At 59.3% G+C, this 15882-nt stretch carries 15 protein-coding genes; 1 reads left to right on the top strand and 14 read right to left on the bottom strand.

The window, feature by feature from the left end; genetic code table 11:
- Positions 1-330: 330 nt before the first annotated feature.
- Complete coding sequence (locus tag XH85_RS04540) at positions 331-1539, top strand: type III PLP-dependent enzyme domain-containing protein (RefSeq protein ID WP_128930935.1); 1209 nt, start codon at positions 331-333, stop codon at positions 1537-1539.
- On the opposite strand, the gene XH85_RS04535 is transcribed toward XH85_RS04540, so the two are convergent.
- From XH85_RS04535 to XH85_RS44705, 14 genes are all read right to left on the bottom strand, one after another.
- Positions 1533-1652: a DUF736 family protein gene (locus XH85_RS04535; protein WP_245316720.1), complete on the bottom strand. Its 120-nt coding sequence runs from the start codon at positions 1650-1652 to the stop codon at positions 1533-1535. The two genes, XH85_RS04540 and XH85_RS04535, sit on opposite strands and share 7 nt — an antisense overlap.
- A 101-nt stretch (positions 1653-1753) precedes the next feature.
- A complete protein-coding gene (locus tag XH85_RS04530) occupies positions 1754-2029 on the bottom strand; it encodes a hypothetical protein (protein ID WP_128930934.1) in 276 nt (91 codons plus the stop codon).
- A gap of 47 nt (positions 2030-2076) precedes the next feature.
- Entirely contained in the window at positions 2077-3666 is a 1590-nt protein-coding gene (gene tnpC / locus XH85_RS04525; protein ID WP_128930933.1) for an IS66 family transposase, read from the bottom strand.
- A 68-nt stretch (positions 3667-3734) separates the two neighbouring features.
- Positions 3735-4088, bottom strand: a complete 354-nt coding sequence (gene tnpB / locus XH85_RS04520) for an IS66 family insertion sequence element accessory protein TnpB (RefSeq protein WP_128930932.1) — start codon at positions 4086-4088, stop codon at positions 3735-3737.
- A complete protein-coding gene (locus tag XH85_RS04515) occupies positions 4085-4513 on the bottom strand; it encodes a transposase (protein ID WP_128930931.1) in 429 nt (142 codons plus the stop codon). The genes tnpB and XH85_RS04515 overlap by 4 nt, the downstream gene beginning before the upstream one ends.
- A 503-nt stretch (positions 4514-5016) precedes the next feature.
- On the bottom strand, positions 5017-5547 hold the full coding sequence (locus tag XH85_RS04510) for a copper chaperone PCu(A)C (protein WP_164940686.1): 531 nt from the start codon (positions 5545-5547) through the stop codon (positions 5017-5019).
- An 832-nt stretch (positions 5548-6379) separates the two neighbouring features.
- On the bottom strand, positions 6380-8314 hold the full coding sequence (locus XH85_RS04505; RefSeq protein ID WP_128930929.1) for a CopD family protein: 1935 nt from the start codon (positions 8312-8314) through the stop codon (positions 6380-6382).
- Entirely contained in the window at positions 8314-8673 is a 360-nt protein-coding gene (locus XH85_RS04500) for a copper resistance CopC family protein (RefSeq protein WP_164940685.1), read from the bottom strand. Before XH85_RS04500 ends, XH85_RS04505 begins: the two co-directional genes overlap by 1 nt.
- Positions 8674-8687: 14 nt before the next feature.
- Positions 8688-9254: a hypothetical protein gene (locus tag XH85_RS04495; RefSeq protein ID WP_128930927.1), complete on the bottom strand. Its 567-nt coding sequence runs from the start codon at positions 9252-9254 to the stop codon at positions 8688-8690.
- Positions 9255-9332: 78 nt separating this feature from the next.
- Complete coding sequence (gene amoB / locus XH85_RS04490; RefSeq protein ID WP_164940684.1) at positions 9333-10577, bottom strand: bacterial ammonia monooxygenase, subunit AmoB; 1245 nt, start codon at positions 10575-10577, stop codon at positions 9333-9335.
- 25 nt (positions 10578-10602) lie between these two features.
- Positions 10603-11484, bottom strand: a complete 882-nt coding sequence (locus XH85_RS04485; RefSeq protein ID WP_128930925.1) for a methane monooxygenase/ammonia monooxygenase subunit A — start codon at positions 11482-11484, stop codon at positions 10603-10605.
- Positions 11481-12374 (bottom strand): bacterial ammonia monooxygenase, subunit AmoC, encoded by an 894-nt coding sequence (amoC, locus tag XH85_RS04480; protein WP_128930924.1) that lies wholly within the window; start codon positions 12372-12374, stop codon positions 11481-11483. Before amoC ends, XH85_RS04485 begins: the two co-directional genes overlap by 4 nt.
- Positions 12375-13565: 1191 nt before the next feature.
- Positions 13566-14849, bottom strand: a complete 1284-nt coding sequence (locus tag XH85_RS04475; RefSeq protein WP_128930923.1) for a cystathionine gamma-synthase family protein — start codon at positions 14847-14849, stop codon at positions 13566-13568.
- 801 nt (positions 14850-15650) lie between these two features.
- Positions 15651-15821: a hypothetical protein gene (locus XH85_RS44705; RefSeq protein WP_164940683.1), complete on the bottom strand. Its 171-nt coding sequence runs from the start codon at positions 15819-15821 to the stop codon at positions 15651-15653.
- Between the last annotated feature and the right edge of the window lie 61 nt (positions 15822-15882).

Here is a 15882-nt window from a genome sequence, read left to right as displayed (position 1 = left end):
CATTCTTGTGGGTATCCATTCGGCTCTCCTCACCGGCAGCCGCCCCCACTTGGCGGATCAATTGAGTCCGACCCTGGTCTAGTTGGCCTCAAACTGACGGCCGCTGCCCCGGTTCATAGCCTGGTCCTTGTCTTAGGCCAGAGCGAACTTCAACCAGAGATTAAGGCCGTGATGCACGATCCGGATGCGTCGGCTCCTCGATCTTTGTCTGGTTTTTCACAGCCGTGTACAAAAGCTGTAAGATCCAAGACATCGCGCGCCGTTGCGCATGGCAAACTGTTTCAAAGTGTAACCAGGCGGTTTACTGCGCGAGGAGCGCTGGCATAGTCATTGCTCTCGCAGCAGGCAACAACGGCGCTGGCTACTCCGCGTCTGGCGCGAGAGGAATGGTCCAATATGAGCTTGGTAAGGTCATTGGAAAGGGCGGAAGTTGACGCCTTCTATACGCTCAATGAGGGGCGTCTTGCATCCGTCACGCGCGAATTTACTGAGCATTTCTCGGGACGCGTGCTGTATGCGGTGAAGGCGAATCCGTTGCCCAAAATTCTTCACGCGGTCTCTCGCGCCGGAGTGGCCGGATTCGACGTAGCGTCGCTGGCCGAAGCCCACCTTGTCCATTCCACTATTCCCGGGGCCCGTTCATGGTTCATGAATCCCGTGAAATCTCGTCGCGATATCGAACGGACGTTCCGCGATCTGGGAGTTCGCGACTATGTCATCGATTGCGAAGCCGAGCTGCGGAAGCTCCTCGAAGTCTTGCCGTCGCATGATCCGGAACTACGAATCTACGTCCGGTTCAAGTGTAGCAGGACGTGCGCCATCTTAGACCTAAACGGCAAGTTTGGTGCCTCGCCCGCCGAAGCGAGCCGTCTGCTGGATCTCGTCAACGCGCAATCGCGCTGGACCACGGGGTTGTCCTTTCACCCAGGTTCCCAAACGATCGTTGTCGATCCCTATCTGGATGGCATTCGGGCGGCCGTCGACATGATAGAAGCTGTTTCTCCGGCCCCCACAGCGCTCGATATCGGTGGCGGCTTTCCCGGCCATTATCTGAACGTTCCCTATCACTCTCCCTTGCGCATGCTCTCCGAGATCACGAAACTGGTGCGCGGAACGGATGCACTAAAGCGCGTTGAACTGTTGTGTGAGCCCGGACGAGCACTGGTTCATGATAGCATCTCTTTGTTTTGCCGCGTGATCTTAAGAAAAGGCGAGGCGCTCTACTGCGGCGCGGGCATCTACAGCGGGCTCTCACCTTCCCGACAATGTTTTCTGCTCCCCGCCTGCGCTTGGCGTGGGGGACAGCCGATCCAGACTGAGGAGTGGCAGGACTTCATCATCTTTGGCCCAACTTGCGACAGCATGGACAGGCTTGGATTCTCGTATTCACTGCCACGCGATTTGAGCGAAGGGGATTGGATTGAATTCCAGAATGTGGGCGCTTATACGGATATGGCGCGATTCAACGGGTTTTCGGTTGATCAGATCGTGGCTGTAGGACGGGATGAACTTACCATGTTGCCCGCCGCCATTCAGTAGTTGTTCATGAACATACTAGGGACGAGGCGCGCCTTGGCATCGATCGCGAGCGTCTTGATGGTGCCGGTATAGGTGCCATCGTTGGTGCGGGTGAACGAACCGATCTGGGACATGGTGGATCTCCTGTGCTGTGTTCAAGCCCGCGACCATCGCGGCCTTGATGGCGATCTCTGAGCGCCGCAACGACTGACCCGCAGCCTCTTGGCCCCCAGCGTCAGCGGAGGATGGCGGGCTGAGCGATCTTGTTGCCTCGCGAGGAATGCCGCCGCTTAGCGGCAGGGGGAAGAAGATCGCGAACAAGCCATTGCGGGTAAAGGTCGGCGAGCGCAGCGAGCGTATTGTGGCGCGTGATCCGCCAGAAAAAGGCCGGTATGGACGCGGGCCAAACGGCACGCCCGGAAAACCGCCCCGGCTCCAGTCGGACACGCATGACACGAATGCGCCTGGCACAACCGCTGATTGAGGTCAGAACAGCAACCACCTCGACCATAGTCCAGCCTCCACATGCAGAAGGGGGGTAAGCGCTTAGCCGCCACCCTATTGATGCTGGCTTGACGTTTTGCGGAATCGCCATGGCATTAAGTCGTCGATTTCGCTTTGGGGATGGCCGGCGATGATCGCCGTGAGCGTTTCGGCGATGTAGGCGACCGGGTTGACGTCGTTGAGCTTACAGGTCGCCACGATGGATGCGAGCAAGGCCCAGTTTTCGGCTCCGACCTCATGACCAGCGAAGAGTGCGTTTTTTCTGGTCAAGCAGATCGGCCGGATCGCGTTTTCAACCGGATTGGTGTCGAGCTCGAGCCGCCCGTCATCGAGGAAGCGCGTCAGCCCCTGCCAATGATTGAGCGCGTAGCGGATGTCATCAGCGAGCGTCGAGCCGCTGGAGATCATCGACAGCTGTTTCTCGAACCACGGCTTCAACGCCTCGACGAGGGGCAGCGAGCGTTCCTTGCGCGCGGCCAGCCTGATGTCCGGCGATGAACCGCGTGCCATGGCTTCGATGCCGTAGAGCTGTGCGATCTGCCGGACGGCGGCCTCGGCGATCGGCGATTTACTGTTGCGGGCCAATTTGACGAAGCGCCGGCGCAAATGGCTCCAGCAGTGTACGAGCGTCCAGGGTCCTTGCGGTCGAGCGACTTCGATCAGCCGATCATAGCCGTCGTAGGCATCGCATTGCAGGAAGCGTCCGGTGAAGCCGTCCAGGAACTGCTCAGCGAAGGCGCCGCTGCGACCGGGGGCATATCGGAACAGCACGATCGGCGGACTTGGGCCGCTATGGCCGCGGTCGTCGGAGACGATCGCCCAGAAGTAACCCTTCTTCGTTTGACCACGCCCGGGATCGAGCACCGGCGCCGCGGTTTCATCCATGAACAGGCGATCCGCCGCTGCCAGATGGCAGCGCATGCGGTCGGCAACGGGCTGCAGATGGAAGCAGGCGCGACCGGACCAGTTGCCCAGTGTCGCCCGATCAAGTCGAATCCCCTGGCGCGCATAGATCTCGGCCTGACGGTAAAACGGCGTATGGTCGCCAAACTTGGAGACGATCACCTGCGCAATCGCCGCTTCGGTCGGTAGTCCACCAGGCACGACATGCTCTGGTGCGTGCGCCTGCACGACAGGGCCGGAGCAGCGGCGGCAGATGTATTTCGGGCGACGCGTGACCAGCACGCGCCATTGTGCCGGGATCACGTCAAGGCGTTTGCTGACGTCCTCGCCGATCTTCGTCATCGCGCCGCAACCGCACGGACAGAACGTGCTCGCAGGCTCGAGGATCCGCTCCACCTGCGGCAAATGGGCGGGCAAGCAGCCCCGATTGCGATGACGGTCCTGATCCGATCCAGCATGCGATCGGCCCCTGATGACCGCCGCAGCCTTCTCTTGTGCCGCGTCCAGGACGCCTTGCGCGATCTCCACGTCTTCGAGCGGCAAATGATATTGATCTGGCCGCAGCTTCTCGGACTTCGCTCCGAACTTCTCTCGGCGTAGTTCCCCGAGAATGACCTCCAACCGGCGCCGCGCTTCTTCCGACGTTGCCAGCGCCGCTTGATGTTCGCTCAATGCTGCCTGCGTTTGCGCTAAAAGCGCCTTCAGGCGTTCATTCTCGTCGCGAAGCGTCGCGGTGCTCATGCGCCATGTCGAGCACATCTGCGCCGACGGCGCCATGCCCAACTCGGCACAGAGTCATTCTGCCGCACTTATCCAGCGATCTGTGGACGCCGCGCTTCCTCCGGGCGGACCAACCGCCAATCCAGGCCCTCAAACAGCGCGGCGAACATCGCCGGCGATATCCGCATCACGCCGTCCGCAATCTTTGGCCACACGAACTTGCAACCCTCAAGGCGTTTATGCACCAGCACCAGGCCCGTTCGATCCCACACCAGAATCTTGATCCGGTCCGCCCGTTTCGACCGGAACACGAAGGCTGCACCGCTGAACGGATCGAGACCAAGCATCTCCTGCACCTTCGCAGCAAGCCCATCGTGCCCACAGCGGAAGTCGACGGGCCGCGTCGCGATGTAAATCTTCAGTTCGGAGCCGGGGACAATCATCGTGACGCCCGCACCGCGCGGATCAATCGAGACAGCTGCTCCCCATCTATCGCCGCGTCCGTCCGCACGACGACGTCGCCAATCGCAATCTCGAGCTTGACTGCCGGAACGTGACGCTCCTCTAACGGCCCGTCCACGACCAGCGGCGCGAACGGCGGCTGCGGAGCCTCGCACGACGGTAATTCGCCGCGCTGTCGGAAGCGTCGTCGCCAATCGTAAATTTGCCAGCGCGTCGCTCCGTGCTTGCGCGCTACCTCCGCCACCTGAGCGCCGGGCAGCAGACTTTCGCCGACGATCCGAGCCCACTCGGCATCTGAACGCACACGACGCCCGGACGGTCCCTCAAGCACTTCAAGCCGGCTGACTGCTCCAGACCCAACTGTTGAGCTGTCCAAATGGGCGTCTTTTTTGCCGTCCAATCCCATCCCAAACCTCCGTTCAAGCCGGAGGCTTCTTCGCACATCTAATCCAATCCCGGAGCTAGGGTAGGGGCTGAGCGCTTACGAAGGGGGCGACATGCCAACAGGTGTTTATGTCCGTAAGAACGCGGTCTACGACCGATTGAAGGCGGGAATGGCCGCAGACCACGCGGCCGACTTTGCTCAATGGCTCCGTGGGCGCCGATATACGCCACTTACCATCGTCGAGAGGATGCGGCTGCTTGCAAGTTGGACGCACTGGGCGCGCGGGGAAGGTTCACGCTTCCTGCGATCCGTGAGGCGCACGCCGCCTCGGTCGCCTCGATCGAAGCGGGACATCGGCCGCGCTTCCGCGGCGACCTCAACAAGGACGCGGTCGAGTCGAGTGAGCCAAGCTGTTCATCGCCTACCTCGAGGATCAAGGTGTGATGACGCGATTGCCAACCAAATCGGCGGAGTCTCATCCTGTCTCGTTTGCTGTCGGCGCTGCTCCCCCCTTTCCTGGCGCCTTAGTCGTGATGGTGATGGATTGGCCTATCATCTTCTTCAGCCAGACTCGCCGGCTCTATCATGAAGTCGATCGCTATCGTACCGGCCTTCTCGAATTCCAGCGTTCCTTTGACCATCTCTCCCTCTTTAAGTGCGCCGTGTAGTCCCTCAAACAGGATCCGCGCCCCATTGGGCTGAAGACGAACGAAACCACCGGGCTCGATTGGGAAGCCCTGATCTTGCGCGGCAAACCTCGCTGGCCGAGCGCCTGCAACGGCTTTCTGCAAGATTCCTTTCTTGCCGGAAAGTGATGCCCCGAGCAACCGATCTGGCTTCGCGCCTCTGTTCTGGATTTCAACCACGTAGGCTGTCGTTGCGGCGTGGGTCATATCCTTGGCCGCGACCCAAGGATGTTGGATCAGGAGTGCTCCGCTCTCCAACTCATGACTGGCGGCGGCACTGCTGACCAAAGCCAGGATGGCAACAACACGGATCAACGGAAGCAACGCCGTTGCACTTGCCATCAACGTCGCAGGTTTCCAACGCATCATGGGCCTCCTCTGTTCGCGTTTGCGCTTGCCACCCCATGTTCGGAGAAGGCGATCAGGAACCTGTGTCGCAATTGTCCTTTTTGGATCTTTCCGGTCGCTGCATCGGACATTTCCGCAACGGAGTTGAGGGTCCTCTTTCGTCACCATCTTACGACTTTGTTCTTCTGACGTTCGAAATGAGAAGTCTTCCTATGCAACGGGCGCCGTCCGGGCCAACCAAAACAGCCGAGGGGCCGGTTATCGATGCAGGAGCTGCTCTCTGCGAATTGGGCATTCTCCGCCTGCTTGCGGACCGACAGATCACATGAGCAGAGGTGATCGCTGTATCCGACCATTGTCACTCGCCTCAAAGCCTCGGTCGTCAGACAATATGACCGTTTAGGGATCGCCGATGGACGCTTGCGGATGGAGTAGCCACGAGACGTCTGTAAGCACGGTCGGGGAGACAGCACGCTGGCGCACGAATCATCAGCGCAAGTCCATCTGCGGTTCTGATTTGTAGACAGACTGGGCTCCTGAAGACCGCCGAGATTGGTCGCCCTGCAATCCGCCGTATGACGCCAGCCGGCCCCTTCGGATGTGGCGCGCATCAGCTGATGGTTCGAATGCCTTGCTGCCACCCAAATGCCAACAGGACCACAGACTGCGCGGAGGTTGATTGTCGGGTCCTTTGTCATGGCCTGTCATGCCCTGAGATCTTGCCGGCCCCAGAGCGCTCCCGTCACAAGTGAACGACGGGGTGTCCCGAGTGAGTGTCACGCTTACCGCGAGCTTCAGTCACCGAAGCAAAAAACGAGCCAGACGGCATGCGAAATGATAATCTACTTGCACACTAATGATCATGAACGCCTCTCTTGTTTATCTCTGGTTCAGCTCGGAGTTGCGTCATGGCTTCGACCAATTGGGAGGGCGAGGCCAACCCATCCGTCTCATCCGAACGCCAGCGCGCGCGCACGAACCCGAATCTATCGATGAGAAACTCGATGATCGATGGCGGCAAATCGTCGTCATGGAAGCCAGGGTTACTCATCGTGCGCCGATAGAGATTCCATGTAGCGGCAATACGATGATCCAGGTCGAACACGACACAGACATTTCTCAGAACGCCGGCAGACGCGATCTTTTCGGAAGGAGATGGCAGCACCGCGACGATCACTCCACCTGCTCGTGCGATGTCGCGCTCATGTTGCATCAACTGATCCAGGTGCTGCATTCGAGCGCCATCCCGGAAGATCGACACAAGCTTTGCGGACCCATCGCTCCCCTCTTTCGAGTTGTCTGCCGGAGCAACGCCGCTGCAGGTCGGAAAGTCGATCGCGTGCAGCCACGGCTGCCCCGTCGCGATTTCGGGGCCCAGAACTCTTGCTTCATAGCCAAGTGATAGAGCCATCACATACTCGACTACCCGCCAACGGTCCATGTCCGAGAGACGGTCGGCAAATCCCGGCATCGCCGAGGATGGGAAGCCATAGCTCACCCACCAGTACATGTCTCCCATCGTATGATCGGTCGTGTGCGGCGCGGTGAGATCGGCAGGCGGCGGCTTCAAATCATTTGCCAGCGGCCCATCGCCTCTGCCCCTTTGGCCGTGGCATGCTACGCAATTTGCGCGGAATACATCGTATCCCTGGCCGATCGCTTCCGCGTCATACGGCACTGGAACCGTCGCGTAGGTCGATGGATAGGCCGGGACTGACAACGCATGCAGCGCGAAAGCACCTCCGACGCCAACTCCAGCGGCAGCAATAATCGTCGCCCATCGCCACATTCCCGCGCGGCCGAGCACAAAGGCGGCCATACTCCCCACAGACAGCGCAACGCAGCCGCCAATGGCCAGAAGGCGACTTCCCGGAATCGTCCGCCACGCAACCGCTGGATCCAGACGAAACGAAAGCGGCCAGATTATCTCGACATGTCTCGATGGAATCGCCTGAGACAGGCACCCTGCAAGTAGTATGACCAGACATGCGAAGGCTAGCTCGGTCTTCAAGACCATCGCGAGCGGCGGAACTGATTTCTCGGACTTTAGCAACGGCAAGAGCTTCAGCCGGACAAACGCCGCACAGATCAGGGCTATGCCCACACAGGCGAGCTTCCCCATTAAGAGCCAGCCATACTCAGTCGCCACCAAACCCGGCCAAGTCCCAACGTTTTCAATCGCTAGAGTTACGCCGGTCGCGACCACGAGCAACATCAATAGCAGCGCAATGTTCGAAAAGCCGCTGAGCCGCCTCGACGGCCCTTCAGGCCTCGCCACTGACTGGTGAGCCATTGCGACAACGAGGGCTGACAGTCCTCCGAACCAGAGCGCTGCTGCAACAACGTGAGCTATATTGATCACGAGGTCTGCAATAGTCCCGCCAGCCGCCGAGTGACTCGAGAACAATCCCATCAGCAGCGACAATACGCTGACAATCGCGGCAAGACCTGGCTTGTGCAGAAGTCGCAAGCTCGCGGCACCAACGAGCACACATCCAAGCGCTGCAAGCTGAGCTCTCCCGAACCGGGTGCCAAGAATGATAAAGAGCACGTCGCTGAAGTTGATAGCCGAGGGCGGCTTACCAAGAAGCGCAACGGTCCGAACCGTTAAGAACAGGACACCAAGGGCGAATCCTGCGAATGCTGCGGTGGAAGCGATCGTCGTGAAAAGCGACCGGGTGCGGCTTTCAAGTCCATCGCGCCACAGCGCCAGACCCGAGCAAACCCCGCCGAAAGCTGCCGTGGAGGCAAAAGCAGTCCCTCGCGCAAGTGAGAGGACCGTTTCCATCAAGGTCCCCAGTAGACGAACTTAAACTTGCCTTCCGTGCGATGCCCATCAATGGAGACAACGTTCCAACTGACGGTATAGAGCCCGGCAGAAAGATGGGGCAGCGAAATAGTCACGGTTCGTCCATTGTCGGCTAGCAAGGGCTGCGAAAGCCCTGACACGGCTTTATCATCGCGAAAGAGGGTGACATTGATGAGCAGCGGCTCGAGCGCTTCGGTGAAGGAGAGGACGATTGCCTTGATCGGCGCTGAAATTCGACTGCCATCTTGCGGCGTCGAGCGCATGAGATGCGCATGAGCGAGGACTGCACTTGGCGTTCCGATCAGCGCAGCCATCAGCACAATCACGAACCTTTTCATTGAACTACTCGCCTTCACTTCTCGCTCGCCGCAGGTAGATTTTGTGCTATCGCGCTTCGTCGCAAGGCCCATAGAAACGTTCCGATGGCGGCTGATACGAGGACCAGACACCAGGCCAAAAGGCGTATCAGACTCCAGCCTCGTCCCACGTCGAACGGAAATTTCGCCACGTTTCGCTCGCCATTCTCGATCGCCACCATCCCGATATATCTGCCGGCTTGCTCGAAATTGACGTCGATCTTGATCGTTCCGTTCGGATACTTCTTCGGTGGAATGTAGAGGATGCTGGATGGCGTGTTCATCGTGTCCCCCGTTCGGGCGCCATCATCTCGAGCCAGATTCACGCTGACCGGGATGTCTCGAAGGGACTGGTCGACGAAATCGAGAACAATGATTGTTCGCCCGACCTCCGGTATGTCCTCACAAAATTCGGCTCTCGAGCTCTGCGGCTGATAGCCAGTAAAATGCATGAAATAGCTGTCCACTTTCAGCTTGCATTGGTCAGCTTCCATGGACACCGCTCCGTGCGCATGACCTTCGCGGACGACGGCAGGAATAATGTGAGCGACCAGTGCCATCACCCGCGCGGTCCGGAACGCCCCTCTTCGGCTCGCAGCCGTTCGCGCCTGGCGTCTTCGCAACATTCACACACCCAAACCCTACTTGAGTTCGGTGAATACGGGCACGATTGGTCCGCCCATCTCTGCTATGACGCGTTCCCCATTGGGGGCATAGAGCAGCAACAACCCGCCGAACTTGGAGTCCACGTCGGTGAGGAAGCTGACAAGTCGCTCCAATTCCCACACGGCGTCCGTTGCCTCAACGCGCACCTCTTTCGTTTCACCGGGATTGATCGGGGTATCACTGCTGAGCTTAAGCCCCGTGCGTGCGATGAGGTCTCTTGGGTAGGACGGATCGACATCGGCCATTGCCACTGGGAGGCTCTGATTGAGGAAACGAATGTTTGCGGTCGTAAGCTCGCCAATCGAGAGAGGTTCTGACCCTTTGTTGGTTATCTGGGTCGCCAACCTCATCGAACGGCCTGGCACGTCATAGGTGGCCGATATGACCTTGATTTCTACGTAAGCAGGGCTTGCCGGAAGCGGCGCGACCCTGTTCAAGCCGCTCTGGAGGGGCACATTGTATGGATATTCCGCGCTCGCCCGGACATAGCCACCGAAGACCATGACGAGAACAATCGCCGCCACAATGATCCCAGCTCCAGTGTCTCTCAACGAAATCAACAAATCCTCCCGCCCCTTCTGCAGGACAAGCCATCGAGGTAGAATCAGCGGTCGAGCCAACCAGAACGACAACCAAGCCGCAGCCACAGCCAGCCAAGCCAAATGCCATCCGACCGCATGAGCCAGCCCGAACGTCTGCAAGTCCTCGATCTGCAGACCTGTCATCGTCTTGATCGGAAATGCGAACGAATGCGCCTCACCCGAGATGTTTACCCATTGCCCCGGTCCGACCAGCGGACCAGAGCCCTTGATCGAGATCGAGGGATGAATGTGGCTACTGCCCGGTGTGCGTCCCTCAAGAACCATTCGAAACTCATAGTCTCGGCCAAGTTCCAGCCCCGCGAAAGACTGCCTCGCTGGCTCCCCGTTGAGGTATGTTTCGACCCTGGCAATGGTCGGCCCCGGCGATATGCTCGATAGGAAAACGATGTCCGGCGGGGTCACTGCATCCGGCCAGTCCTGCATCAACCTGAATTTTCCCGTCAGTTCGAAACGTTCGTTCACCTTCACGTCAGTTTTGGAGAAATGAACATCGTAGAACTGCACTGTTCTGGTCCTCAGGTATGGCTCCTGAGCGCGTTCGCCATGAGCCGCCGCATGAGACACGCCGGCGATGAATGCGACGCAAACGGCAGCGAATTTGATAAGCTTCAGCAGCATGCCTATAGTCCCCGTGCTCATGTCCTTAGGACGCGACGCTGCTTTTTATACCCATGAAGGATTTGACGACATCGCTGTTCTTGAGGAACGTTGCCTGGGACGCAAAAAGTCCAAGCCGCCACCAAAGCTGGTGCATGAATATGCAGATGAAGCCCGCGAATGCCGCCGATACCCAACTCACCGAGCTACCGAAAGTGCGGAGGGTGCCGCGCTCAATGATACGCAGATACTCTGGCATGTTCGAACGCGGAAATGTGTAACCGATCATGTCGGCCAACGATGCGACCATTCCCTGGTGCTCGACAGGGAGATAGAACGGAGCCAATGCGGAATAGTTCGATGGCCAAAATACGAAACCGAACGCAAAGCCGCCGATGATGGATGTGAACAGGCTATTGCGAAGGACGATTAAAGTCATATCCATCAACAATGCCCCCGCGAGCGCCTGTGACGGCACGCCTTCCGTGAAGGGAAAACCTGTCCATATCCACCAATTCGCGTAACGACCGATCCAGGTGGCAATGAGCAACACCGTTGCGCCAACCGTCGCACCGATCGGCAAACGAAAGTTGACCCAGAAGATCGCCTGCAGGGCAGCAGGAAACATGATCATGGAGACAGGCATGACCAGGGGCCAATACTGCCGGTCTTTCCAGTCGACATACATGTCCCAATCGCCGACCGTGAGCATAACATGCAGATGGATTGCTCCCGCAAAGATAGTCACCACAGCCGCCACGACGAGGACGTCGAACAGGCGAGAGTATCTGGCTGCACTGGGCGTTAGACCAGAGACAGAAATGACCGTCTCATCCTTCTTATCCTTGAAGCGGGTATTCTCTCTCGGACTCGCCGCTGCATCGATGTCGGCCGTTGAGGTCACTCTTCCCTCGCCGCTGGGGTTCACTTACTCTTCCCGGAGATAGATCGCCGTCCAGAAACGGTCGTTGGCTTGTATCGTTGTCGCTGCGCTTCCGGACCGCACTTTTTCGACGCGTCGCGAAACGGGTTCGCGTCCGTCGGGCTTCCCGCAGCATCCTGCTTGAACACGAGTGGTATGAGTTCTCTCAACCGTTCGACGATCTGCATCAAAACGCCCGCCAACGCGAGTGCACACCATCCAAGAACGACGAAACCCCAATGCAGCGGATGCGAGAAGATTTCCTCAGTCAGCCAGTAAGCATGTCCCCATTCGTTGAAACCGAGATTCGGCAATATGAGGAAAGGCCCCACTACAGCAATCACATGCATAAGCGAGACCCCCCTGCAGAAGGCCGGGATCCGGGTCATCGCGTAGACAAAGCTGCCGACCCCAAAGAAGAGATAGATCGGGATGGTCGCATAGAACAGAATGATGTGACTGGGGGTGAGCGGCGTGTCCCTCAGGGTTGTCTGATGCCAGACGCCATCTCCATCGGCGAAGAAGCTGCCCGTCCAGAAGATGCAGAAGCTGTACACGACGAGCCACATGGCCAGATAGAAGTACCTGCGCAACTCGGTCTCGGGCGTGACGGTCTCAATGCTCCTGTCACGCGTCAGGAAGAGATACGACCAGCAGAGCACGCCCGCGCCGTATAGAACCGGCAACTCGATTCTGAAGAGCGTCATCCAGTATCGGTCAAATTCCGGCGAGTTCGCATCGAGCCCCATGGAGAAACCAAAAGCCTGCTGATACAGACGCGCGCTGATGTACAGAATCGTCAGCGCGACCATCGCAAACGCGAACAATCCATAATCAATATCAAAGGTCTTGATGACCGTGACATTCGCCCTGCGAGGTAACGCATCGCCAGACATTTTTGCTTCTCGACTTTATCCTAACAAATATCGACACAGAGGCACTGACTGATCGGCTGGGGAATCCAAGACGCATAGCCGCTCAGCAGGGACCTGCACTTCGGCCTGCACGGCGGACCCGCTCTCCGATGAGCACGCATTGGTGCGGAATGCCCGGCCTGATGATGGAGTTGCCAAGCCGTCGGCAGCCGGCCAAGGATGAGTGCGTATCCCGCTCGGTCATTCAGTGCGTCTCCACGCGTAAACATCCTACCCCTGCAGATAGCCTGAGGACGTTCGGTCAGATGGAGATCGCCTCGAGCAGGCGGTTCTGCATCCTCCTAATCTGCACGAGGTGACCACAACTTCGTCGTTCAGTTTCGGTTTTGTCTACTTCGTCCATCATCGCCTTACTCAACCACCGACGAGGCGGCTTGAGCAGCTACCAGATCAGGTAGTGTCAGACCACGTCGGAGCCTTGCAATCCTGACGGCATTGACGCCCTTCGCTCCAACGGGCGCTTCATGCCTCGCACGCACGTGGACGGTCGCCATGACCGATGATGAGAATGATCGAAATGTGATCGGAATGTGAAATGTTCAGTTTGGCCAGCGCGGCCTGGAGTTCAAGCCAACTCTTCGTGTGAAGCTCGCACCAAGCCGTCCATCCTGAGCATATCGTGTCCATTTAGTGCCGCGTAGTGGTCCGCCGCATTGGAGGCAGCGGGTGTGGGCTTCTCATCGCAAATCGCCGCACTAACAATGGTGGCAACCTAAGAGATCCCCTTTTGTGCCCACGTGGAAAGCCAGCCGACGGAGTCGGGCTATCGCTGTACGCCAAGCGGCTGGACCGTGGCCGCTTCATCTGGCCAGCGACGTTGGATTGCGCGACGGCGATCAGGGTGAGGACCATAACTGAGCCGAGGCTGAACTGCTTCAACTGGATGGAAAACAGGAGCACCGTGATCGCGGTCGGGCACGGGATCAGGCGGTGATTGCGGTTGGTTTCGTTCGTTGGCCCACGGGTCGCGCCGTCTTCGAATGGCTCGAAATCGAGTGAGATTGACGGCCTGCAGGCGATTTCCTGCTGAACGCATCCAGCAAGGGCTATTACGTCTGCCTCGTGCGGCAGCTCTCGTGCGCGCAGAGCAATGAGGCCGCGGCGGCGATCATGTCAGCGTGCCGCGCGTCCAATCCGCTTTGATTCCCTCGCTCAAGCCGCGTTCAGCGCCTGCGCGAGGTCCGCGATCAGATCCGACGGGTTCTCGATCCCGATCGACAGCCGGATGGTGGCATCGAGCACGCCGATCTTTTGGCGGATGTCGGCGGGAACGCCGGAATGGGTCATCGTCGCGGGCAGGCTCGCGAGCGACTCGGTGCCGCCAAGGCTCACCGCCAGCTTGAAGATCTGCAGCGCATTGAGGAATTTCACCGCGGCGTCCTTGCCGCCGACGATGTCGAACGAGAACGTCGATCCCGCCCCCAGGCTTTGCCGCGCGAACACGCGCCCCGCGGGCGAGGTTTCCTCGTGATGGCCGAGATAATGCACCTTCGCCACCTTGGCGTGGTCGCGCAGGAAATCCGCAACGAGCCGCGCGTTGCTGTTGGCCTTCTCCATGCGCAGGCTCAAGGTCTCGAGCGAGCGGTTGATCATCCAGCACGAATGCGGATCGAGCTGGGTGCCGATGGCGCCGCGCAGCGCCTTGATGCCCTTCATGATCGCCTTCGACCCGAGCGCGGCGCCCGCGATCAGGTCGGAATGGCCGCCGACATACTTGGTCAGCGAATACAGCGACAGGTCGGCGCCGTGCTCGATCGGCTGCTGAAACACCGGGCCGAGCAGCGTGTTGTCGCAGGCGATGATCGGCGTGTGTCCCTGGGCCTTGCCGACGGAATCGGCGATGCGGCGGATCATCGCGATGTCGACGAGGCCGTTGGTCGGATTGGCCGGGGTCTCGATCAGGATCATCGAAACCCGACCCTTGCCCATCGCCTCCTCCGCGGCCTGCCTGACCGATGCTTCATCGATGCCGTCGGCAAAGCCGACCGCGCCGATCGATAGGCGCGCCAGCGTGTTCGTCAGCAGCGTTTCCGTGCCGCCATAGAGCGGCTGGGAGTGCAGGATGACATCGCCGGGGCGGACGAAGGCGAGGATCGTGGTCGCGATCGCCGCCATGCCCGAGGAGAACAGCGCGCAGCTCTCGGTACGCTCGTAGACCGCGAGCCTGTCCTCGACGATCTCGCTGTTGGGATGGTTGAAGCGTGAATAGACCAGGCCCGCGCCCATGCCTTCCGGCGGCTCGCGCCGGCCGGCGACGTAGTCGAAGAAGTCCTGCCCGTCCTCGGCGGTCTTGAACACGAAGGTCGAGGTCAGGAACACCGGCGGCTTGATGGCGCCTTCCGACAATTGCGGATCATAGCCATAGGTCAGCATCAGGGTTTCCGGATGCAGCATATGGTTGCCGATATGGGTCTTCGACGGGAACGGCTTTACCATGGCTGCCTCGCTGTTCTGATGCTTGCCGCGCGTTGCGGGCCGAATTGGTGGTAAATGGCGGGGGTCACAAAATTGACCCCGGCCTTTTTGGAATCCTTGTTTTCCGGCGGTTTTCGCGCAGTTGTGGCATCGGGGAAGGGAGTCCCACTCTCACCGCTACTTGCACGAATTTTAGCCGCTCACCTGAGCAATGCGCCGGCCTCTAGGCCGGCGCTCCGCAGCCTGATGTACAGCACTACGTCTCATGCGAATTAACAGCCTCCTGCAGTCAAGGCTGCTTCACAGCCCGAGGCCGTGATCATTGAGTACCCTATCCCTTAGAGCGCCCTTGATCTCGCGGGCAATTTCCTTACGGACCTCGGCACCTAATTCTCCCTTGGCATCCTCGACCGCGCAGAATCTGTCCTGCCTCAAGAGAATCCATTCCATACTCCCTTGCCAGGACTCAGTAGACTCAGTCCACTACGATACGTTGTAACCTCTGAAGCATTTACCTGTCGGTAAGCTGACGAAGAAGCTATCACCAGGTGGCGACTCGGAGTTGGAAAGGCGGTGATGGTTGCGCCTGCCCGAAGCTGCGCGACCATTTCGGCACGATCATCATAAGACAGGGACGTATCCGCGTGGAGCCGCCTGATTTCCTCCTCGCGGGTCCCACCGTGCCACCGCCCCCTTGGTCTGCGCGGCCGCCCCCTGTCGCTGCCTGAACTGTTAGACTGCCCGCGCCGCACACATCGCGCGCTGGCTCTCGGCGAGGTGTCGACGCTTCAAGTTCAGCTGATGACGTATCCCAGCGGATCGTCACCGTAATAGTTGCGCGTCGGGCAATCGGTGCCGGTCTCGACGGCGTGCGGCCGTCGAGGAACTTCTCTCGAACACGCTGACCGGTTCGCGCACGCCTTTTTCGCGGATGTCGGCCAAGAACTCGGCATAGGCGTCGCCCTCGATGGGATGCGGCTCAAGCTGGGTCATGGCGCCACCTAGAGCTCGGCACCATCGGGCTTGAGCCGTAATAGCGCGCTGGTCCGGCGGA

The organism is Bradyrhizobium zhanjiangense, assembly GCF_004114935.1.
GTDB lineage: Bacteria > Pseudomonadota > Alphaproteobacteria > Rhizobiales > Xanthobacteraceae > Bradyrhizobium > Bradyrhizobium zhanjiangense.
Note: the sequence above shows the minus strand (reverse complement) of the source record. Positions and strands in the feature narration are given on the sequence as shown.